Here is a 21,943-nt window from a genome sequence, read left to right on the forward strand (position 1 = left end):
ATGGCAGTCAGTGCAAACAGGCTGGAACTTCTGCAGATCGCCGATGCGGTCGCCCGTGAGAAGTCTATCGACCGCGAAATCGTAATCGCGGCGATGGCCGATGCCATCCAGAAAGCTGCGCGTTCGCGCTATGGTCAGGAAACCAATATTCGTGCTGATATCAATGCGAAATCTGGTGAAATCAAATTGCAGCGTTTGCTGGAAGTTGTTGAACTGGTTGAAGATTACAATACGCAAATTGCACTGGAAACAGCCCGCGAGCGTAATCCTGATGCGCAGATCGGTGACTTCCTGGCCGACCAGCTGCCGCCGATGGATTTTGGCCGTATCGCAGCCCAGTCCGCCAAGCAGGTTATCGTGCAGAAAGTGCGTGAAGCCGAGCGTGATCGTCAGTATGATGAATTCCATGACCGCGTTGGTGAAATCATCAATGGTACCGTCAAGCGCGTTGAATATGGCAATGTGATTGTTGATCTGGGTCGTGGTGAAGCGATTGTGCGCCGTGACGAACTGATCCCGCGTGAAGCATTCCGTTATGGTGATCGCATTCGTGCCTATGTTTACGATGTTCGTCGTGAACAGCGTGGCCCGCAGGTTTTCCTGTCGCGTACTCATCCGCAGTTCATGGCGAAATTGTTCACCATGGAAGTGCCGGAAATCTACGACGGCATCATCGAAATCAAGTCGGTTGCCCGTGATCCGGGTTCGCGCGCCAAGATCGCTGTTGTATCACGTGATTCTTCCATTGATCCTGTCGGTGCCTGCGTTGGTATGCGCGGTTCCCGTGTGCAGGCAGTTGTGGCAGAATTGCAGGGCGAAAAAGTGGATATTATTCCATGGTCGCCAGATGCTGCTTCCTTCATCGTAAATGCCTTGCAACCTGCTGAAGTTGCCAAGGTTGTTCTGGATGAAGATGCAGAGCGTATTGAAGTTGTGGTTCCTGATGACCAATTATCATTGGCGATCGGTCGTCGCGGTCAGAACGTTCGTCTGGCTTCGCAGCTGACCGGCTGGGATATCGACATCATGACCGAAAATGAAGAGTCTGAGCGTCGTCAGAAAGAATTTGCTGAGCGTTCCGCTTTATTCATGGAAGCGCTCAATGTTGACGAGATGGTAGGTCAGGTACTGGCATCGGAAGGTTTTGCTTCCGTTGAAGAGCTGGCTTATGTGGAAGCGGAAGAAATTTCGTCGATTGATGGTTTCGGTGATGAAACTGCAGGTGAAATTCAGGATCGTGCCCGTGAATATCTCGATCGTCTTGAAAACGAACAAGATGCCCGTCGTCTTGAACTGGGTGTTGAAGACGAGCTTCGTGAATTGTCGGGCATGACCACAGGCATCATGGTCGCGGTTGGTGAAGATGGCGTGAAAACCGTTGAAGATTTTGCCGGTTATGCTGTTGATGATCTGGTTGGCTGGCGTGAACGTAAAGAAGGTGAGACAATCAACCATTCCGGTATTTTGTCGAACTTCGAGCTTTCACGTGTTGAGGCTGAACAGATGATCTTGCAGGCACGTTTGAAGTGCGGCTGGATTACTGAAGATGAAGCTGTTGTCACCGAAACAGATGATGGCGACGAAATAGCAGAAGAAACCGTTTAAGGTTTCTTGATGTTAAGGGGTTGGCGTTTGCGCGCCAACCTGCCATAAGGCGGGGGTTCTTGCCTGCCATAGGCAAGGGTTCTTGAGTGAGGCCCACAAGAGTGACAGAAATTGGCATGAATGACAGAAGTTGCATCGTTACGCGTGAGAGCGGTTCTGTCGAAAACATGATAAGGTTTGTCGCAGGGCCGGATGGTTCGGTTGTGCCGGATCTGAAAGCGAATTTGCCCGGGCGCGGATGTTGGGTTACAGCCGAGCGCGGGAAAGTGGATGAGGCCGTCAAGCGTAATTTATTTGCGCGCGGCCTTAAAATGGGTGTAACAGTCCAACCGGATCTTGGCGCGCTGGTGGATCAGCTGCTGACAAAATCCGCAATTGGCAGTTTGGCTCTTGCCCGTAAATCTGGCGTTGTTGTTACAGGCTCCGCCAAGGTTGATGCGGATATACGTTCAGGCAATGCAATTATGGTATTGCATGCTTTGGAAGCTTCGCCGGATGGCGTGAGAAAACTTGATCAGGCCCGCCGTGCCGTGATCCATACGCTGGGGCGTGACATCCCCGCTTTTTCTCTTTTTACTGGAGAGGAAATGGATTTGGCATTCGGGGGTGGAAATGTGATACATGCTGCCGTGCTCCAAGGAATGGCGGCGAACGGGTTCGTTAAGCGGGCGCACATGTTGCGAAATTATCGCGGGCAAATCGCCACGAATTCGGAAAGTGAAACGGCGGATGCCGTCAGGGAAACGGAAACGGAATGAGCGACAGCAAATCTAACGACGACAAGACGCTGGGCGTCGATAACAAAAAAACGTTGACCCTTAAACGGTCAAGCGTTGAACAGAGCACCGTGCGCCAAAATTTTAGCCACGGACGCACGAAATCTGTCGTCGTGGAAACGAAAAAACGCAAATTTGCGCGACCAGACGACAAGCCGGCAGCGGTAGAACCTGTAGCGGCCAAGCCGGTTGCACCAGCCCCGGTTGCGCCACAAGCTGCGGCACCGGCGGCACCAGCTCCGGCTGCTCCTGTTGCTGCGCCAGTTTCAGCACCGGCACCCGTTGCTCCGGCAGATACTGCACCGGCGGCAGAAGTTAAGCCAGCTGTGGTGAAGCCTGTTGAAGCTCCAGTTACAAAGCCTGCGGCACCAAAACCCGCACAGTCGCAAGCTCAGGCACAACAACCACGCGGTGGTCAGCAGCGTCAGGGACAAGGACAGCGCCAGCAAAATGGAGGCCGTCCACAACGTGATGGCCAGCAGAACCGTTCGCGCTCCAATGAACGCGGTGGTGCAGTGCTCAATACTTTGTCACGCAATGAAATGGATGCCCGCCGCCGTGCATTGGAAGATGCAATGGTGCGTGATGCAGAAGAGAAAAAACGTGCCGCTGAAGAAGCTGTCCGTCAGGCTGCAGAAGATGCGCGCCTTGCAAAAGAGCGTGAAGAAGCTGCCCGCTTGCAGGCAATTGAAGATGCACGTCTGAAAGCCGAGGCGGAAACCCGTCAGGCTCAGGAAAAAGAAGCTGCGAAAAACGCACCTGCTGCTGCCGCGCCAGTGCGCAATGCACAGCCACGTTCTGACAATCAGCGCGGTGGTTCACGACCTGCCCCAGTTGCGGCAACACCGATAGATCAGGTGCCGCTGAAGCCGAACACATCCGGCGTGTTGTCACGTAGCAAAAATAATAATAATGACGATGATGATCGTCGTGGTCCGGGTGCCCGTCGTGGCGGCAGTGCTACACCTGCGAAACCTGAAGTGCGCGCACCAAAGGTTGTGAAGGGTGAAGATGATCGCCGTCGCGGCAAACTGACCCTGACCAGTAACTTGGAAGAAGATAGTGCACGTGGGCGTTCATTGTCAGCGATGCGTCGCCGTCAGGAAAAATTCAAACGCTCCCAGATGCAGGAAGTGCGCGAGAAGATTTCTCGTGAAGTGACTGTACCTGAAACCATCACCATTCAGGAGCTGGCGCAGCGTATGACTGAACGCTCAGTTGATATCATCAAATATCTGATGAAACAGGGGCAGATGATGAAGCCGGGCGATGTGATCGATTCCGATCTGGCTCAGCTCATTGCGGAAGAATTTGGTCATACCGTTAAACGTGTTGCTGAATCTGACGTCGAAGAAGGTATCTTCAACGTAGAAGATGATACAGCAGCGATGTTGCCGCGTGCGCCTGTTGTGACCATTATGGGTCACGTTGACCACGGAAAAACTTCTCTTCTCGATGCGATCCGTAAAGCGAATGTCGTATCGGGTGAAGCCGGTGGTATTACCCAGCATATCGGTGCTTATCAGGTTGAACAGAACGGCCAGAAGATCACCTTTATCGATACCCCTGGTCACGCTGCCTTTACACAGATGCGTGCTCGTGGTGCGCAGGCAACCGATATCGCCATTCTGGTGGTCGCTGCTGATGATAGCGTGATGCCGCAGACAATTGAATCCATCAATCATGCCAAAGCTGCCGGCGTTCCGATCATTGTTGCCATCAACAAGATTGATAAACCGACTGCTGATCCGCAAAAAGTTCGCACTGCACTGTTGCAGCACGATGTTTTTGTTGAAACCATGGGCGGTGAAGTGCTCGATGTGGAAGTGTCTGCCAAGCAGCGCATGAACCTCGACAAGCTGCTTGAAGCCGTGCTTTTGCAGGCTGAAATTCTGGATCTCAAAGCTGATCCTGAGCGTACGGCTGAAGGTGTTGTCATTGAAGCGCAGCTGGATCGTGGTCGCGGTTCTGTCGCAACCGTTCTGGTTCAAAAAGGTACATTGCGTCCGGGTGAAATCATCGTGGCCGGCAGCGAATGGGGTCGTGTACGCGCTCTGGTCAACGACCACGGCGATCACGTGAAAGAAGCTGGTCCTGCAATGCCGGTTGAGATCCTCGGCCTCTCTGGTACACCGCAGGCCGGTGACCGTTTCGCTGTTGTTGCCAACGAAGCCAAGGCACGTGAAATTTCTGAATATCGTCAGCGTCTGGCACGTGACAAGGCAGTTGCCCGTCAGACCGGTATGCGTGGCTCGCTTGAGCAGATGATGTCGAACTTGCAGGATACCGGCTTGAAAGAATTCCCGCTTGTCATCAAAGGTGACGTGCAGGGTTCGGTGGAAGCGATTATCGCGTCTCTCGACAAGCTTGGTACCGACGAAGTTCGTGCACGTATCGTTCATTCGGGTGCCGGTGGTATTACCGAAAGCGATATTGCGCTGGCAGAAGCTTCAAACGCCGCGATCATCGGCTTTAACGTTCGTGCCAACCAGCAGGCGCGCGCTGCTTCTGAACAGCAGGGCATCGAAATCCGCTACTACAACATCATCTACGATCTGTTGGATGACGTGAAAGCGGCAATGTCGGGTCTGTTGTCACCAGAGCGTCGTGAAACCTTCATCGGTAACGCAGAAATTCTTGAAGTCTTCAACATTACCAAGGTCGGTAAAGTGGCTGGTTGCCGCGTCACCGAAGGTAAGGTTGAGCGTGGTGCAGGTGTGCGCCTTATCCGTGATAACGTTGTTATTCACGAAGGCAAGCTCAAGACTCTCAAGCGCTTCAAGGACGAGGTATCTGAAGTTCCTGTCGGTCAGGAATGTGGTATGGCCTTTGAAAACTACGATGATATGCGCGCTGGCGACATCATCGAAGCCTTCCGCGTTGAGCATATTACCCGTACGCTCTAATTGGACGGCGGTTTCCAAATATTAAGGGCGTGCGTGGCGTTAAAGCTGCGCACGTCCTTTCTTCTTCTATAGGCAGGATCAATCTGCTTGTTCAATTTTCGATAAGATTGCATGCATCTGCTATAATCCGCTTTAAACATAAGATGTAATAAGCCGGAGTGGATTTACTGGCGGGTTTGATCCCCGCGAAGTATGGTGCTTTAATAATAAAAACCGGGATTAAAAAACAATGTCACGTCATCAAGGCAACGGCCCTTCGCAGCGCCAGCTTCGTGTGGGCGAGCAAGTGCGCCATGCAATTGCACAAGTGCTGCAACGCGAACAAATTCACGATGAATTACTGGAACAAACTGTTATTTCGATTTCCGAAGTACGTATGTCGCCGGATTTGAAAATTGCTACATGCTTCATCACTCCATTGGGCGATGTGGATGGTCAGGCGGTGGTCAAAGCCTTGGCAAAACACGCTAAGTTTTTGCGTGGTAAAATGGCGCCTTACTTGAGCCAGATGAAATATATGCCGGAATTCCGTTTCCGCATTGATACAAGCTTCGATAATTTCTCGAAAATTGACGCTCTGTTGCGTTCTCCTGAAGTCGCCCGAGATCTGGATCATTCTGTGGATGAGGCCGATGATTTGGATGATCGCAAGAGTGAGCGCGGAGCAGAATAAGCATGGCAAGACGTGGTAAGAAAAAAGGTCGTCCGGTTTCCGGCTGGGTTATCTTTGACAAGCCTAAAGGCATGGGCTCGACGGAAGCTGTTTCAAAGATAAAATGGCTTTTTAATGCGGAAAAAGCAGGACACGCCGGCACGCTTGATCCGCTGGCCTCCGGCATGTTGCCGATTGCCTTGGGCGAGGCCACCAAGACCGTTCCTTATGTGATGGACGGTACCAAAGTTTATCGTTTCCGCGTTGGTTGGGGAGAGCAGCGCTCGACCGATGATATGGAAGGCGTTATAACGCATTCTTCCGACAAACGCCCGTCGCGTGACGAGATTTTGGCGGCAGCCGCAAAATATGTCGGCATTATCCAACAAGTACCACCGCAGTTTTCTGCCATTAAAATTGATGGCGAACGTGCTTATGATCTGGCACGTGGCGGCGAGGCGGTTGAAATTCCCTCCCGTGAAGTGGAAATCGACAGCCTTGATCTAATGGAAATGCCGGATGAGCATTTTGCTGAGTTCGAAGTTGTTTGCTCTAAAGGCACCTATGTGCGCTCTTTGGCGCGTGATATGGGGCTGGATCTGGGCTGCTATGGCTATATTGCCGAATTGCGCCGCATCGAAGTCTCGCCTTTCACCGATGAAGATTTCGTCACATTAAGCGAGTTGGAGCAGGCTTGGCCGCCATTGCCGCCCAAGCCGGAAGAGGGTGAAGAGGTTGAAGACCGCCCGTTTATCGTGCGTGATTTTTCAGCTCTTGATGCTTTTGTGATCGACACTTTGGCAGCTCTTGAATGTCTGCCGCAGGTGCCGTTGTCTGATGATCAGGCTCACCGTGTGCGCCTTGGCAATCCGGTGATTTTGCGTGGCCGTGATGCACCTATGGAAGCAGGTGAGGCATGCGTCACGACCAAAGGAAAATTGCTGGCGATCGGGCTGATCGAACAAGGCCAGTTCAAGCCGAAACGGGTTTTCACTTCGCTTTGATTAGTTATTCTGGCGGGGTGTCATTCATGCCGTCAGAGTTTATCGTGACACAGTTGAAATAAGCATTTTGCCTGAAACAGGCAATGGAAGCGGGGCGTTGCAAAGGCTGAAAACCAATTATACGCGACGCGCTCTAGTAATATTGCCTTATTTCGATTATATGCACTGCATTGGTTCTGTATTTTTAAAAATTCAGACTCATTTTAACGGCCTTAGCTGGACGACATCCCGGCTCGGGCATCCCACTCCCTCTCTTTAGAAAGGTATTATGATGTCGATTACAGCAGAACGTAAAGCAGCTTTGATCAAAGAATACGCAACCAAAGAAGGTGACACCGGTTCACCTGAAGTACAGGTTGCTGTTCTTTCCGAGCGCATTGCAAACTTGACCGAGCACTTCAAAGGCCACAAGAATGACAACCATTCACGTCGCGGTCTCTTGAAGCTGGTTTCCCAGCGCCGTCGTCTTCTCGACTACGTAAAGGGCGTTGACCATGCTCGTTATCAGGCGCTCATCAGCCGTCTTGGCCTGCGTCGCTAAAATAAATTACGGGCGATGTTTTTTAAACGTCGCCCGTTACTCTATGGGCTTTTATGAAAAAGCCTTGAAATGATCGTCATGGGGCAGGATTGCCGGTGGTTTTAAAACTATGTCTCCCAAAATTCAGTATCGGTTTTGGGATAAAGACATACGTAAAAAATAGAGCGAATGGCTGCGATAAGTTACGCTACGCTCTGGAGTTAAAACTACTTGTTGTCTTGCCCATGGCCATTAAGCCAACCAGTGGGATGCTTGCTGCAATCATGCGCGGCATCTCCAATTGAAGGACATATGATGTTCAATACCCACAAAGTGGAAATCGAATGGGGCGGTCGTCCGCTCATTCTCGAAACAGGTAAAATTGCCCGTCAGGCTGATGGTGCGGTTCTTGCCACTTACGGCGAAACCATGGTTCTCGCAACTGTCGTTTCTGCTAAGGAACCAAAGCCGGGTCAGGATTTCTTTCCGCTGACCGTAAACTATCAGGAAAAGACCTATGCTGCCGGTAAAATCCCCGGTGGCTATTTCAAGCGTGAAGGCCGTCCGAGCGAAAACGAAACCCTCGTTTCCCGCCTGATCGACCGTCCTATCCGTCCGCTTTTTGCTGATGGCTATAAGAACGACACACAGGTTGTTTTGACTGTTATCCAGCACGATCTGGAAAACAATCCGGATATCCTGTCGATGATTGCAGCTTCTGCAGCTCTGACCCTTTCTGGTGTTCCTTTCATGGGGCCGATCGGTGCATCGCGCGTTGGTCTGATCAACGGCGAATATGTGCTCAATCCAAGCATTGACGTTTTGCCGGAATCTAACCTTGATCTGGTTGTTGCCGGTACTTCAGAAGCTGTTCTGATGGTTGAATCTGAAGCGCAGGAACTTACCGAAGAGCTGATGCTCGGTGCTGTGATGTTCGGTCACAAAGCATTCCAGCCTGTGATTGATGCTATCATCAAACTGGCTGAAGTTGCAGCTAAAGAGCCACGCGAGTTTCAGGCTGAAGACCTTTCCGACCTCGAAGGCAAAATGCTTGCAATCGTTGAAGACGATTTGCGTGCAGCTTACAAGATCATCGACAAGCAGGCTCGTTATGCCGCTGTTGACGCTGCCAAGGCAAAAGTTAAAGCACACTTTCTACCGGAAGATGCTGAAACAACCGAGTTTTCCAAAGAACAGGTTGATACCGTATTCAAGAGCTTGCAGGCCAAGATTGTTCGTTGGAACATTCTTGACACCGGCAGCCGTATTGATGGCCGTGATCTGAGCACCGTTCGTGCAATTGATTCACAGGTTCGCTTGCTTCCGCGTACCCACGGTTCGTCGCTGTTTACCCGCGGTGAAACACAGGCTTTCGTTGTCGCCACACTCGGCACCGGTGAAGATGAACAGTTTATCGATTCTCTGACCGGCATGTACAAAGAATCATTCCTTCTGCATTACAACTTCCCTCCATATTCTGTTGGTGAAACCGGCCGTATGGGTTCGCCTGGTCGTCGTGAAATTGGTCACGGCAAGCTCGCATGGCGCGCTATCCATCCGATGCTGCCTGCCAAAGAGCAGTTCCCGTACACCATCCGCGTTGTGTCAGAAATTACTGAATCAAACGGTTCTTCGTCGATGGCAAGTGTTTGCGGTGCATCGCTTGCTCTGATGGATGCCGGTGTTCCTCTTCAGCGTCCGGTCGCAGGTATTGCGATGGGTTTGATCAAGGAAGGCGACCGTTACGCGGTTCTGTCCGATATCTTGGGTGATGAAGATCATCTCGGCGATATGGACTTTAAGGTAGCCGGTACAGAAAACGGTATTACCGCTTTGCAGATGGACATCAAAATTGATGGCATCACGCAGGAAATCATGCAGATCGCATTGGAACAGGCTAAGGGCGGTCGCGTCCATATCCTCAGCGAAATGGCAAATGCCATCAGCGGTTCGCGCGAAGAGCTGGGCGAATTTGCTCCGCGCATCGAAGTTATGAATATCCCGACCGACAAGATCCGTGATGTGATTGGTTCAGGCGGTAAGGTTATCCGTGAAATTGTTGAAAAGACCGGCGCTAAAATCAACATTGAAGATGACGGCACTGTCAAAATTGCTTCTTCTTCGGCTAAAGAAATCGAAGCTGCTAAAAAGTGGATTCATTCAATTGTTGCCGAGCCTGAAGTTGGTGAAATCTACGAAGGTACAGTTGTTAAAACTGCTGACTTCGGTGCATTCGTTAACTTCTTCGGCCCACGCGATGGTTTGGTACACATTTCGCAGCTGGCTTCTGACCGCGTTGCCAAAACCACTGACGTGGTGAAGGAAGGTCAAAAAGTTTGGGTTAAACTGATGGGCTTTGATGAGCGCGGTAAAGTTCGCTTGTCGATGAAAGTTGTCGATCAGGAAACCGGCAAAGAAGTCGTTGCCGAAAAGAAAGCTGAAGCAGACGCTGAGTAATCAGTGATTGGCTTTGTATTTCAAGAAAGCGCACCCAAAAGGTGCGCTTTTTTATTCATCATAATTTGATGCAGGTGATGCAAAAATGATTTCAGGCGCGCAACAGACACTATTTTTGCCTTTTGAACATGAGATTTTTGATATGCCGGAAGAGGGCTCGCGCTTTCTTGCCTGCGGTATTCGTGCTGACCGGACATTGGATGCTGCATGGAAAGAAGTGTTGACCTGCCTGCAACCACAGCGGCCTGATTTCTTGGCGCTGGAACGTGAAGACTTTAAAGCCGTGCCGCGTTTGGAAGAGGACTTAAGCTTTGATGGCGGGTTATTGCTGCTTGGTAAGCATCGCGGGCGCAATGAAGCATGGTTGGCGCAAATTTTGACACGGGTAAAACCGGGCGGCACTATCATTGTGTCGGGTGATAAAAAACTTGGTATTGATAGTTTCCGCAAAATAGCGGGGGGCATTGCGGAAATCGAAGACCGGATGTCGAAAAACCATGCTGTTGCTTTTTGGTTCAGACGACCGGCTGATGTCACCGATGAGCAGATTACAGTCTTAAAACCGACACACAACCTCGTGGACGGGCTTTATTATACTGAAGCAGGTATGTTCTCGCATCAGGCGATTGATCGCGGCTCAGCGTTGTTGGTGCCTTATCTGAAGGATATTGTCTTTGGCAATGTTGCTGATTATGGTGCCGGATGGGGCTATTTAAGCGCTCAGGCGCTTAACCTCGCACCAAAGCTTGAGCGCCTTGATCTTTATGAGGCGGATTATGAATCGCTTCAGGCGGCGCGTAAAAATTTAAGTCACGTCGAAAAGCCTGTCGCTTTTCATTGGTTCGACCTGACCAAAGAAGCAGTCACTGGTATTTATGATACAGTGATCATGAACCCGCCTTTCCATGAAGGGCGCGCGACAGATGTTTCTTTGGGGCAAAGTTTTATCACAGCTGCGGCCAAACGCTTGAAAACCGGCGGGCGTTTGTTGATGGTGGCTAATCGTCAACTGCCATATGAAGCGGTGCTGAAAGGGTCTTTCCGCGTCGTCAATCTGTTGAAAGACGAGCGCGGTTTCAAGGTGATCGAAGCACGTAAATAATACGGGCTTTTTAATGGGCTTCAGATACAAAAACGCCGCCTTATTTTTAAGGCGGCGTTTTTTTGTGCATTCAGTTTTTTAGTCGTTGCTGTCAGGCACTTTTTTCAGCTCATCAATCGATGGCATCGAAACAATATTATAGCCTGAATCAACAAAGTGGATTTCACCGGTCACACCGCTGGAGAGATCAGACAGCATGTAAAGCGCTGCTTTACCCACTTCATCAATATCAACAGTACGACGCAGCGGCGCATTGCGGCGCTGATAGGTGAAAATCTCGCGTGCATCACCAATGCCAGCGCCAGCCAGTGTGCGCACAGGGCCTGCCGAAATCGCATTGACGCGGATGCCCTGCGGGCCGTAATCGGAAGCCAGATAACGAACCATAGCTTCAAGAGCAGCTTTCGCTACGCCCATCACGTTATAGTTCGGGATCACGCGGGTTGAGCCGCCATAGGTCAGCGTCAGCATGGAGCTGCCGTTTTTCATCAGCTTTGCAGCGCGCTGCGCCACTTCGGTGAAGGAATAAGCGGAAATGACCATGGTACGGCTGAAGTTTTCACGGGTTGTGACATCCGCATAGCGGCCTTTCAACTCGTTTTTGTCGGAAAAACCAATGGCATGGACGACAAAGTCCAGACCGCCCCATTCTTTTTCAATGGTTTCGAAAACTTTGTCGACGGAGGCAATATCTTCCACATCGCAAGGCAGCACCAGTTTTGAGCCAGTCTGTTCAGCCAATGGCATCACGCGCTTGCCCAATGCATCGCCCTGATAGGTATAAGCAAGTTCTGCACCTTGATCAGCTAGATTTTTTGCAATCCCCCAAGCGATTGAGTGGTTATTCGCGACCCCCATAATCAGGCCGCGTTTGCCTTTCATAAGACCTTCCATATTTTTCTCCGTCAGTCCTTATAGCGCTGGAAAACCAGCGTCGCATTCGTGCCCCCAAACCCGAACGAGTTGGACAGGACTGTATTTATTTCAGCATTATCAATACGTTTACGCACAATCGGCATATCGGCAAAAGCCGGATCGATTTCTTCAATATGTGCACTTTCGCAGATGAAGTTATTTTGCATCATCAACAGCGAATAAATGGCTTCCTGAACGCCGGTTGCACCCAGTGAGTGACCGGTCAGGGATTTGGTTGCAGCAATCGGCGGGCAGCTATCGCCGGAGCCAAAAATCTTGCGGATCGATTCAATTTCCGGTGCGTCGCCGGCAGGGGTCGAGGTCGCATGCGGATTGATATAGTCGATCTTACCCTCAACAGTGGAAAGCGCCATCTGCATGCAGCGCAGTGCGCCTTCGCCGGACGGGGCAACCATGTCGAAACCATCGGATGTTGCACCATAGCCAACCACTTCGCCGTAAATTTTGGCGCCGCGGGCAAGGGCGGTTTCGAGGTCTTCCAGCACGAGCACACCGGCACCGCCGGCAATCACAAAACCGTCGCGGTTTTTGTCATAGGCGCGGGATGCTGTGGAAGGGGTGTCGTTATATTTCGAAGACATTGCACCCATGGCATCAAACAACACCGACAAGGTCCAGTCGAGGTCTTCACAGCCACCGGCAAACATACGATCCTGCTTGCCGTACTGGATCATCTCAACCGCATTGCCGATGCAATGGTTGGAAGTCGCGCAGGCAGAAGAAATCGAATAATTGATGCCTTTGATTTTGAAGAAGGTCGCCAAAGTGGCGGAGGCTGTCGAGCTCATGGCTTTCGGCACAGCGAAAGGACCAACGCGTTTTGGGCCTTTTTCACGGGTGATGTCGGCTGATTCGACAATCGTGCGTGTGGACGGGCCGCCGGAACCCATAATAATACCGGTTCGCTCGTTTGAAACTTGTTCTTCGCTTAATCCCGCATCAGCAATCGCCTGATCCATCGCGATGTGATTCCATGCTGTTCCGCGGCCATGAAAACGCATATGGCGACGATCAACCAGTGCTTCAATATCAATTTTCGGCTCACCATGAACCTGACATCTGAAGCCCAGATCGGCGTATTCCTGCGCCCGGCTGATGCCGGATTTCGCCTCACGAAGCGAGGCTGTCACCTCGTCGGTATTGTTTCCAATTGAGGATACGATCCCCATTCCGGTGACGACTACACGCCGCATAGCGCTCTCCTTTGACACCTGTGCTGTTCTTAAAGTTGCTATCAGAACAGATAGGTGTGTTCTTCACATGTTTTGAGCGCGGCGTTAAAGAAAATCACTTTTCTGAACGCCGCGCTCATGAAAATTTGCCCAATCTTTGATCAATGAGCAATCAATATTTTTATAAAGCTGACTTATTCAGCTGAACTGTCTTTCGATAAACCAACGCGTAAATCGCTCGCCGTATAAATTGTTTCGCCGTCTGCCTTTAGCCAGCCATCAGCTGTACCCAGAACAAGGCGACCACGCATAACGCGTTTGAAATCAATGCCATACTGAATGAGCTTGGTATGCGGACGCACCATGCCTTTGAACTTCACTTCACCGGTTGAAAGCGCCATGCCGCGACCTGGCTCGCCGAGCCAGCCGAGGAAAAAACCGGTCAGCTGCCACATGCCGTCTAGGCCAAGGCAGCCCGGCATGATCGGATTGCCCTGAAAATGGCACGGGAAATACCAATCATCAGGTTTTACATCATACTCAGCACGAATGAAGCCTTTGCCGTGTTCACCACCGGTTTCCGAAATTTCGGTGATGCGGTGCACCATCAGCATCGGTGGCAGCGGCAGCTGGGCATTGCCCGGACCAAACATTTCACCGCGAGCGCAGGAAAGGAGCTCCTCATACCCGTAGCTCGATTTTTGTTCTGCCATTACGCCTCCAAATCAAATTCTCTGTGTGACCGGCATGGCCGGTCATGAATGATGTCGTTTATGTTAAAATAGTCTTAGCACAGACTGTTTCCAACAGTAAAACCATCCTGATAGCTTTTTCCTGCAATCAATGCTATGAAGAAGGCTATTGATAGTATTATTGTGACTGCATATATCAATGGAGAATGCCAATGAGCAACACTTCGTTGCATTTTTGGCAAATTTGGTACGAGCTGTAACGGATAAAACGTGAATATACCTGTTTTGCATGCAGATTCGATGTTGATGGAACACCGTTTACGTGACGCAGGTTTGCGGCCTACACGACAACGAGTCGCTCTTGCTAGTCTTATCTTCGCCCGCGGCGACCGCCACTTGTCAGCTGAAGAGCTGCATGAAGAGGCTGTTATTGCCGATGTGCCGGTGTCTCTGGCCACCGTTTATAATACACTGCATCAGTTTACTGAAGCGGGCTTGCTGCGCATCATCGCTATTGAAGGCGCCAAGAGCTACTTTGATACTAATATTTCCGATCATCAGCATTTCTTCCTTGAAGGAGAAAATGTGGTGTTTGATATTCCGCACAGCACCAAAGGCCAGCCGACCGTGGCAAATATGCCTGAAGCACCTGAGGGAATGGAAATCGTGAATGTTGATATCATCGTCCGGTTGCGCCGCAAAAGCTAAACGCAGCTGTTGATTCCCGATTGAAAAAGCTCGTGAACAGCGTTTCATGAGCTTTTTTAATTTTTCCGGTTCATTATTTATTTGATTGCGAGCTTGCCTAGTCAAAGACCTCGCCTGGATAAGCACCCCATAATTCGCGCTGGGGTAACCAGCCGCGCACTTTATTGACTTCCAGTCTGCACCATTCGCCATTGCATTCACGGATATTGGCGATCACGCCGCCTTCCACTTGTGCCACGATTTTGGCCGTTGGTTCCGGGGATGTACGCAATTCCAGCAAACGGCCGGACTTGTCCCAAGGTGCTGTGACGGCTGTGCGTTTGCCTGATAAAAGCGATTGGTAAATCCAGCCTTCTGTGCCATCTGCATCACGGATGCGGCGCCAGTTATCATATTCCTGAATAATTTCCACCGGCAATCCGGCTTTAACAAAAAGCCATGAAACCGCATATTCGCGCCCGGGCCCCACGCGTATATTGGCACGCGCGGGTTTTAAACTGACAAAGCGCGGCAAAGGCAGGCCGCTTTTACCAACCGGTGTGGCGATTTTTTCTACAGTTTGTGCATAAGCAGGCATGTTCAGACTGAGGCTTAGCAGTGCCACAGCAGTTGCCACAGAGATGAATTTCAATAGTTTCGCAAGAAAAACTCGGTACACGTATCCTCGCTTTGACCCTTATATTCGCGTCATTTACAACGGCCGCAACAGTTCATTGCTGTTTTCAGCCGGTTATTTCTGGCACAGGTTTGCATGATGATGTGAAATTGCTGCATCATGACCTGTTTTCCTTTGTCTTTGTCCATGTGCCTTGATAGATAAGAAGCGCATGAAGTTTTTTGTGATTTTGCACCTTCTTGGTTAAGGAGGTCTCAACGCAGATTAATTCGGTGTGAATTCGACCAAAAAAGAGGTGAATATGTCCGTCAGGAAGAAGCCGCTGGTTGTTCTTGCCCGCAAATTACCCGATTCGGTTGAAACGCGGATGCGGGAACTGTTTGACGCGCGGCTGAATATTGATGATCACCGCATGACGCAGGCGGAAATCGTTGCGGCATTAAAAGATGCGGATGTATTCGTGCCGACGATTAACGATATTATTGATGCGTCGATGATCGAGCAGGCAGGACCCGATCTGAAGCTGATTGCTAATTTCGGTAATGGTGTCGACAATATTGATGTTGCAGCCGCTGCCAAACGCGGCATTACTGTCACCAATACGCCCAATGTGCTGACAGAAGACACCGCCGATATGACATTGGCTTTATTGCTGTCTGTTCCACGCCGTTTGGTGGAAGGTGCTAATTCCCTGCATGAAAATTCCGGCCAATGGCCGGGTTGGTCGCCGACATGGATGCTGGGGCGGCGCATCTGGGGCAAGCGCATTGGTATTATCGGCATGGGGCGTATTGGAACGGCTGTGGCAAGACGCGCCAAAGCGTTTGGTATGTCGATCCATTATCATAACCGTAAGAATGTCAGTCCCAAGATCGAGGAAGAGCTGGAGGCTACTTATTGGGACAGCCTTGATCAGATGCTGGCGCGGATGGATATTATCTCGGTCAATTGTCCGTCAACACCAGCGACATTCCATTTATTGTCTGCACGGCGCATAGCCTTGATGCAGCCGCATGCCTATGTGGTAAACACAGCGCGCGGCCAGATTATTGATGAAATGGCGCTGATCGAACAGATCGAACAGGGCAAGCTTGCAGGTGCTGGGCTTGATGTTTTTGAACACGAGCCTGCGGTTAATCCGCGGCTTCTGGACTTGGCCAAAAAAGGCAAAGTTGTGATTCTTCCGCATATGGGCTCGGCCACTTTGGAAGGGCGCATTGATATGGGTGATAAGGTGATCATCAATATTCGCGCCTTTGTCGACGGCCACCGCCCGCCGGATCGTGTCTTGCCCAACAAGGTGTAAGCTTTATTAAAGTGATGGCTATATCGTAGGGCTGCTCATAAGAAGGGCAGCCTTTTTGGTATTAACTTGATGTATGGTCTTGAAAACCAATAATAATCTATCTGGGTGCGACAAATTTGCATAATATTATATTTTATATTACTCATATTGATATTTTATAAGCTTTGATCTGTCTCAGATAAAATATTTTTTTGCACGAGCCATTTTTAGTGTCTTCTAATTGATCAAGAATTATTTTAGAAGACGCGTGACAATCAGAGTTAATAGGTATAACTGTACCTATCAAACTTTCAGTAATTACCGTAAATTGAGAAATTGAGGCGTGCATTGCCTTCCCCCATATAGGGCAGTGCATGAAACGGAAGCGTAAATGAAAATTGGATCATCACGCGTGCTTGGCCTTTTGAGCCTCGCAGTCCTGACCCTTTTTATGAGTGGCTGTCAGCAGGTGCTGCTGGATCCCAAGGGTGAGATAGGGATGCAGCAACGCGACCTTATCTATTTTGCAACAGGTCTTATGTTGCTCGTCGTTGTTCCGGTCATCATTATGACCCTGTTTTTTGCATGGAAATATCGTGCCTCCAACGAGAAGGCAGATTATCAGCCGGATTGGCACCATTCGACCAAAATCGAATTGGCCGTCTGGCTTATCCCGTGTGCAATCATCATTGTGCTTGGCACAGTGACATGGATTTCCACGCATAAGCTCGACCCTTACCGCCCGCTGGATTCAGATGTGCCTCCATTGGAAGTGGAAGTGACAGCTCTTGATTGGAAGTGGATGTTCTTTTATCCGCAATACGGCATTGCGACCGTCAACGAGATGGCGATGCCTGTGGATGTTCCGGTCAATTTCAAACTGACATCGGGTACGGTGATGAATTCGTTCTTCATTCCGGCTTTGGGCAGTCAGGTTTATACGATGGCTGGCATGCAGACACAGCTTCATCTCATCGCCAATTATGAAGGTGTGTTTGATGGTATGTCGGCAAATTATAGCGGTGCCGGCTTTGCCCAGATGCGTTTTAAGGCGCACAGCTTTGATCAGGCCGGTTTTGATAAATGGGTAGCCGAGGTGAAAGCTAAAGGTGAGCCGCTTGACCGCGCCCGTTACATGTCGGTTGAACAGCCGAGTGAAAAACATCCGGTTCAGTATTTCACTTACAATGATCCGACCTTGTTCCATGACATCATCAATCGTTGTGTGGATGGCAAAACTGTTTGCATGGATGATGAAATGCATCGTGTGCAGATGGCCCGGGAAGCACGTGCCAATTTACGTAAATCTTCGCCTATCGACATGAGTCTTTGGGCAGATGATGTGATCTGCCTGACTACTCCGGTCAATCTGACTGATGCGGATTCAATGAAAACTTCGTCGCCACGTCCCCCGCGCGGCTGACAAAAATTCAAGTGAAGCTTTAAAATGTTCGGAAAATTAACGCTTGATGCGATTCCATTTCATGAGCCGATCGTCATGGTTACCCTGGCGGCCGTGTTTGGTGGTGGTTTGGCACTTTTTGCAGCGATTACTTATTATCGCAAATGGGGCGTGTTGTGGCACGACTGGCTGACGTCGGTTGACCATAAACGCGTCGGTATCATGTATATTATTCTGGCGCTGGTGATGCTGTTCCGCGGCTTCTCCGATGCTGTGATGATGCGCGCCCAGCAGGCTATCGCCAGCGGTGCAGAAGAAGGTTTCTTGCCGCCGCATCACTATGACCAGATTTTCACGGCGCATGGCGTGATCATGATCTTCTTCGTTGCAATGCCTTTCATCGTTGGTTTGATGAACTTTGCAGTGCCTTTGCAGATCGGTGCACGCGACGTTGCTTTCCCTTATCTGAACAGCTTGAGTTTCTGGCTGACCGCGGCAGGTGCGATCCTTCTCAATATTTCGTTGGGCGTGGGTGAATTTGCCAAAACCGGTTGGCTGGCTTATCCGCCGCTTTCGGGCATGCAATACAGCCCTGATGTCGGCGTGGATTATTATATCTGGGCTTTACAGATTTCGGGTATGGGGACGCTTTTATCGGGTGTGAACCTTATCACTACCATCATTAAAATGCGTGCTCCCGGCATGGATATGATGAAAGTGCCGGTTTTCACATGGACAGCACTTTGCTCCAACATTTTGATTGTGGCAGCTTTCCCGATCCTGACAGTAACCCTGTCGATGCTAACTCTTGACCGTTATCTTGACTTCCATTTCTTCACCAATGATCTTGGTGGCAATGCGATGATGTATATCAACCTCATCTGGATCTGGGGTCATCCGGAAGTCTATATTCTGGTTCTGCCGTGCTTTGGTGTCTTCTCTGAAGTAATCGCAACTTATACCGGCAAGCGCCTGTTCGGATATACGTCGATGGTTTATGCAACCGTTGCTATTACTGTCTTGTCGTTTCTGGTCTGGGCGCACCACTTCTTCACCATGGGTGGTGGCGCAAGCGTGAACTCGTTCTTTGGTGTGGCAACCATGATCATTTCCATCCCGACGGGTGCGAAAGTGTTCAACTGGCTGTTCACTATGTATAAAGGTCGCGTCCGTTTCGAAACACCGGTTCTGTGGACTATCGGTTTCATGTGTACCTTTGTTATCGGTGGTATGACCGGTGTGCTTCTGGCGGTTCCGCCGGCAGACTTTGTGCTGCACAATTCGGTATTCCTGATTGCCCACTTCCATAATGTGATCATTTCAGGTGTGCTGTTCGGTTGCTTTGCCGGTGTGGTTTACTGGTTCCCGAAAGCTTTCGGCTTCAAGCTCAATGAACGTCTTGGCCGTTATGCATTCTGGTGCTGGTTGACCGGTTTCATCCTCGCTTTCGCACCGCTTTATGTGCTTGGCCTGATGGGTATGACCCGCCGCCTCAACCATACGGAAAATCCTGCCTGGCAGATTTATCTGATTATTGCGGCTGTCGGTGCAGCGATCATCTTGGTTGGTATTGTCTTCCAGGTGCTTCAGATTCTCGTTTCCATTCGTAACCGTGAAAAACTGCGCGATCTCAATGGTGATACATGGGGCACAGGCCGGACACTTGAATGGTCGATCTCTTCACCGCCACCATTTTATAACTTCGCCGAAACCCCTGTGGTCAAAGATGTCGATGCCTGGTGGGATATGAAACAACGTGGTGTGCCGCGTCGTACCGAAAAATTCGCGCGTATTCATATGCCGAAAAACACGGGTGCAGGTTTCATCATTGCCATGATCAGCATCATCTTTGGTTTCGCTATGGTCTGGCATATTTGGTGGTTGGCGATTGTCTCGGCTCTTGCCATGCTGGCTGTCGGTATCGGTCACTCCTTCTCGCTGGACAGAGATTATTATGTCTCTGCTGATGAAGTGCAGGCCGTTGAAGATATCCGCACCGCACAACTCAAAGCACAGGAGGCCTGATAATGAGTTCCTCAGCTGTTTTAGATAGCCACGGCGCTTCCACTGATGTGGAAGCGGCACACGAAGATCATCATGATGCAGGCTCTACCACGCTGGTAGGTTTCTGGATTTACCTGATGAGTGACTGTGTGTTGTTCTCGGGGCTCTTCGCAACCTATGCAGTTTTGTCTCACCAGTTTGCTGGTGGCCCGACGGGTCGTGAATTGTTCGATCTGCAATTTGTTGCCGTTGAAACCGCATTGTTGCTGGTATCAAGCTTGACCTATGGTCTGGCCACATTGGCAATGTTCAAAGGCAATCAGGCCGGACTTATCCGCTGGCTTGCTGTGACATTCCTGTTAGGCGCCACATTCCTTGCGATGGAAATCTATGAATTCCATCACATGATTGCAGAAGGTGCAGGCCCTGACCGCAGTGCGTTCCTGTCTGCCTTCTTTACGCTTGTCGGAACACACGGTTTCCACATTACTACAGGTCTGATCTGGATTGTGGTTCTGGTGGCACAGATCAAGCGCACCGGTCTGACCAAGAGCAATCAGGCTCGCGTGATGTGCCTCAGCTTGTTCTGGCACTTTCTGGATATTGTCTGGATTGGTGTCTTCACACTGGTCTATCTGATGGGAGTATTGTGATGAGTGCTGTGAAAGATACACATGCAACAACTGATCATGGTGCGGATCACGGTGATCTGAAAACTTACCTGACCGGATTTGTACTGGCTGTTATTTTGACAGCAGTGCCTTTCGGCCTCGTTATGGTTGGTACATTTACGCCCGCGGTCACGGCTGCGATTATTTTGGGTATTGGTGCGGTACAGATGGTCGTCCATCTGATTTATTTCCTGCATATGAGCCCAAAATCGGAAGGCGGCTGGAATATGATGGCACTGTTGTTCACGATCATTATTCTGGCGATTGTTCTCATCGGCTCGGTCTGGATCATGCATCATCTGGATACTAATATGATGCCGATGCCGATGACTCCGGAGGCGGCCCGCAACCTGCCTTAAATAAACGAATACACTGTTTTCAGCGGCTTTTCTCTCCTCTCCCCCCGCAAAAGCCGCATCGGGCGCTCCGGATTTTTTGATCCGGAGCGCTTTTTTATTTTGCGGGTATTATTTTTAAAAATCAATCTATGGTTGTATTAATGATTGCTAAAATGATAAAAGGCATTTCTCTGACCGGAAGGAGTCGGGATAAGCCTGATGTCTTGCTTCGGTTGTAACGGAGTATGCTAATGTTGTTACTTGAAAAGATTGGCAATCCAAAACATGTCGTCAGACTGGCCGTGCTTGGCCTGTTGGTTGGCGTACCAACGGTGGGATATGCGGCACCGGCTATTGTCACCGGTAATGTTAATGTGCGTGAAGGTGCTGCGGCGCGTTATAAGAAAATCGGAACATTACGTCCGGGCTGGCAGGTTGAGGCAGGGCCGTGTCAGGCAGGCTGGTGTCATGTGCGAGTAGGCCGCATTTATGGTTGGGCATCTGCCCGATACTTAAGCTTTAATAATTATGCCCCGCAGATAGTGCAGCCTTCAACTTATTATGTTCGCCAGCCAGGCATTATTATTCAAAGCGGTCCGGTTTATAGGCGTCAGCCATATTGGGGCTGGAACAGCTGGGGCAGAAATGGCTGGGATTATCGTCCTCATCGCCATCACTATCGCCCGCCATATCGTCCAAGACCGCAACCACCGGTGCCTTATGTGCCACATTATGATCCTTATGGTCCATCACCAACTGTTGGTCCCGGCCCTGTTTATCCGCCAATGCGCAATGTGCCGATTGGCGAAGGTGTGCGCCCTGCGGGCAAGGGAGCGCAGATGATTCCATTTGGTTCCGGTAAAATTAAAAATATCGTGCCGGCAGGCCGCTAAAATTATGACCGTCGGATCATCGAAGCCGGGAATTTAGTAAGTTCAGTCAGGCTTAAGCAGAGTGAAGGAAATTATTACTTCAGAAATTACTTATATTTTATAATGGTTTGTCCGGCCTGTATGGGTGGCCGGACAACTCGGTCTCACGCATTAATATTTCATTTACCTAAAAGTTGAATTGCGGCTTATCTTGTTTAGCCGTTA

The 21,943-nt window shown here is 50.2% G+C and carries 19 protein-coding genes; 15 read left to right on the forward strand and 4 right to left on the reverse strand.

The window, feature by feature from the left end; all coding sequences use genetic code 11:
* The 8 genes from nusA to JNC77_RS01840 all read left to right on the forward strand — a co-directional run bounded on the left by nusA (window position 1) and on the right by JNC77_RS01840 (window position 11,022).
* On the forward strand, window positions 1–1,605 hold the full coding sequence (gene nusA, locus JNC77_RS01805) for a transcription termination factor NusA (protein WP_374829002.1): 1,605 nt from the start codon (window positions 1–3) through the stop codon (window positions 1,603–1,605).
* Window positions 1,606–1,721: 116 nt separating this feature from the next.
* Window positions 1,722–2,363, forward strand: coding sequence for an RNA-binding protein (locus JNC77_RS01810; RefSeq protein WP_374829003.1), 642 nt, complete (start codon window positions 1,722–1,724; stop codon window positions 2,361–2,363).
* Window positions 2,360–5,287, forward strand: coding sequence for a translation initiation factor IF-2 (gene infB / locus JNC77_RS01815; RefSeq protein WP_374829004.1), 2,928 nt, complete (start codon window positions 2,360–2,362; stop codon window positions 5,285–5,287). Before JNC77_RS01810 ends, infB begins: the two co-directional genes overlap by 4 nt.
* Before the next feature lie 229 nt (window positions 5,288–5,516).
* Window positions 5,517–5,960: a 30S ribosome-binding factor RbfA gene (gene rbfA / locus JNC77_RS01820; RefSeq protein WP_374829005.1), complete on the forward strand. Its 444-nt coding sequence runs from the start codon at window positions 5,517–5,519 to the stop codon at window positions 5,958–5,960.
* A 2-nt stretch (window positions 5,961–5,962) separates the two neighbouring features.
* Window positions 5,963–6,943 (forward strand): tRNA pseudouridine(55) synthase TruB, encoded by a 981-nt coding sequence (gene truB / locus JNC77_RS01825; protein ID WP_374829006.1) that lies wholly within the window; start codon window positions 5,963–5,965, stop codon window positions 6,941–6,943.
* Window positions 6,944–7,214: 271 nt separating this feature from the next.
* Window positions 7,215–7,484: a 30S ribosomal protein S15 gene (rpsO, locus tag JNC77_RS01830; protein ID WP_184222244.1), complete on the forward strand. Its 270-nt coding sequence runs from the start codon at window positions 7,215–7,217 to the stop codon at window positions 7,482–7,484.
* 294 nt (window positions 7,485–7,778) lie between these two features.
* Complete coding sequence (gene pnp, locus JNC77_RS01835) at window positions 7,779–9,920, forward strand: polyribonucleotide nucleotidyltransferase (protein WP_374829007.1); 2,142 nt, start codon at window positions 7,779–7,781, stop codon at window positions 9,918–9,920.
* A gap of 85 nt (window positions 9,921–10,005) precedes the next feature.
* Window positions 10,006–11,022, forward strand: coding sequence for a methyltransferase (locus tag JNC77_RS01840; protein WP_374829008.1), 1,017 nt, complete (start codon window positions 10,006–10,008; stop codon window positions 11,020–11,022).
* A 78-nt stretch (window positions 11,023–11,100) separates the two neighbouring features.
* Here JNC77_RS01840 and fabI read toward each other — a convergent pair whose 3' ends face one another.
* The 3 genes from fabI to fabA all read right to left on the reverse strand — a co-directional run bounded on the left by fabI (window position 11,101) and on the right by fabA (window position 13,843).
* Entirely contained in the window at window positions 11,101–11,916 is an 816-nt protein-coding gene (gene fabI, locus JNC77_RS01845; RefSeq protein ID WP_374829009.1) for an enoyl-ACP reductase FabI, read from the reverse strand.
* An 11-nt stretch (window positions 11,917–11,927) separates the two neighbouring features.
* Window positions 11,928–13,151 carry a beta-ketoacyl-ACP synthase I gene (gene fabB / locus JNC77_RS01850; protein WP_374829010.1) on the reverse strand — a complete coding sequence of 408 codons (1,224 nt, stop codon included), beginning with the start codon at window positions 13,149–13,151 and terminating at the stop codon, window positions 11,928–11,930.
* A gap of 173 nt (window positions 13,152–13,324) precedes the next feature.
* The gene (gene fabA, locus JNC77_RS01855) at window positions 13,325–13,843 is read right to left on the reverse strand and encodes a 3-hydroxyacyl-[acyl-carrier-protein] dehydratase FabA (RefSeq protein ID WP_374829011.1); all 519 of its coding nucleotides are present in this window, start codon (window positions 13,841–13,843) and stop codon (window positions 13,325–13,327) included.
* A 279-nt stretch (window positions 13,844–14,122) separates the two neighbouring features.
* Here fabA and irrA point away from each other — a divergent pair, with 279 nt between their 5' ends.
* Window positions 14,123–14,530 (forward strand): iron response transcriptional regulator IrrA, encoded by a 408-nt coding sequence (gene irrA / locus JNC77_RS01860; RefSeq protein WP_374830425.1) that lies wholly within the window; start codon window positions 14,123–14,125, stop codon window positions 14,528–14,530.
* A 97-nt stretch (window positions 14,531–14,627) separates the two neighbouring features.
* On the opposite strand, the gene JNC77_RS01865 is transcribed toward irrA, so the two are convergent.
* Window positions 14,628–15,188 carry an SH3 domain-containing protein gene (locus JNC77_RS01865; RefSeq protein ID WP_374829012.1) on the reverse strand — a complete coding sequence of 187 codons (561 nt, stop codon included), beginning with the start codon at window positions 15,186–15,188 and terminating at the stop codon, window positions 14,628–14,630.
* A 259-nt stretch (window positions 15,189–15,447) separates the two neighbouring features.
* On the opposite strand from JNC77_RS01865, the gene JNC77_RS01870 reads away from it, so the two are divergent.
* The 6 genes from JNC77_RS01870 to JNC77_RS01895 all read left to right on the forward strand — a co-directional run bounded on the left by JNC77_RS01870 (window position 15,448) and on the right by JNC77_RS01895 (window position 21,739).
* Window positions 15,448–16,452, forward strand: coding sequence for a 2-hydroxyacid dehydrogenase (locus JNC77_RS01870; protein WP_374829013.1), 1,005 nt, complete (start codon window positions 15,448–15,450; stop codon window positions 16,450–16,452).
* A gap of 370 nt (window positions 16,453–16,822) precedes the next feature.
* The gene (cyoA, locus tag JNC77_RS01875; protein ID WP_374829014.1) at window positions 16,823–17,854 is read left to right on the forward strand and encodes a ubiquinol oxidase subunit II; all 1,032 of its coding nucleotides are present in this window, start codon (window positions 16,823–16,825) and stop codon (window positions 17,852–17,854) included.
* 24 nt (window positions 17,855–17,878) lie between these two features.
* Window positions 17,879–19,858 carry a cytochrome o ubiquinol oxidase subunit I gene (gene cyoB / locus JNC77_RS01880; RefSeq protein WP_374829015.1) on the forward strand — a complete coding sequence of 660 codons (1,980 nt, stop codon included), beginning with the start codon at window positions 17,879–17,881 and terminating at the stop codon, window positions 19,856–19,858.
* A gap of 2 nt (window positions 19,859–19,860) precedes the next feature.
* Complete coding sequence (gene cyoC / locus JNC77_RS01885; RefSeq protein WP_374829016.1) at window positions 19,861–20,490, forward strand: cytochrome o ubiquinol oxidase subunit III; 630 nt, start codon at window positions 19,861–19,863, stop codon at window positions 20,488–20,490.
* A complete protein-coding gene (gene cyoD / locus JNC77_RS01890; protein ID WP_374829017.1) occupies window positions 20,490–20,867 on the forward strand; it encodes a cytochrome o ubiquinol oxidase subunit IV in 378 nt (125 codons plus the stop codon). Before cyoC ends, cyoD begins: the two co-directional genes overlap by 1 nt.
* A 230-nt stretch (window positions 20,868–21,097) precedes the next feature.
* Complete coding sequence (locus JNC77_RS01895; RefSeq protein ID WP_374829018.1) at window positions 21,098–21,739, forward strand: SH3 domain-containing protein; 642 nt, start codon at window positions 21,098–21,100, stop codon at window positions 21,737–21,739.
* Window positions 21,740–21,943 lie beyond the last annotated feature (204 nt).

The organism is Paenochrobactrum pullorum (assembly GCF_041929845.1).
Classification (GTDB): Bacteria; Pseudomonadota; Alphaproteobacteria; order Rhizobiales; family Rhizobiaceae; genus Paenochrobactrum; species Paenochrobactrum pullorum.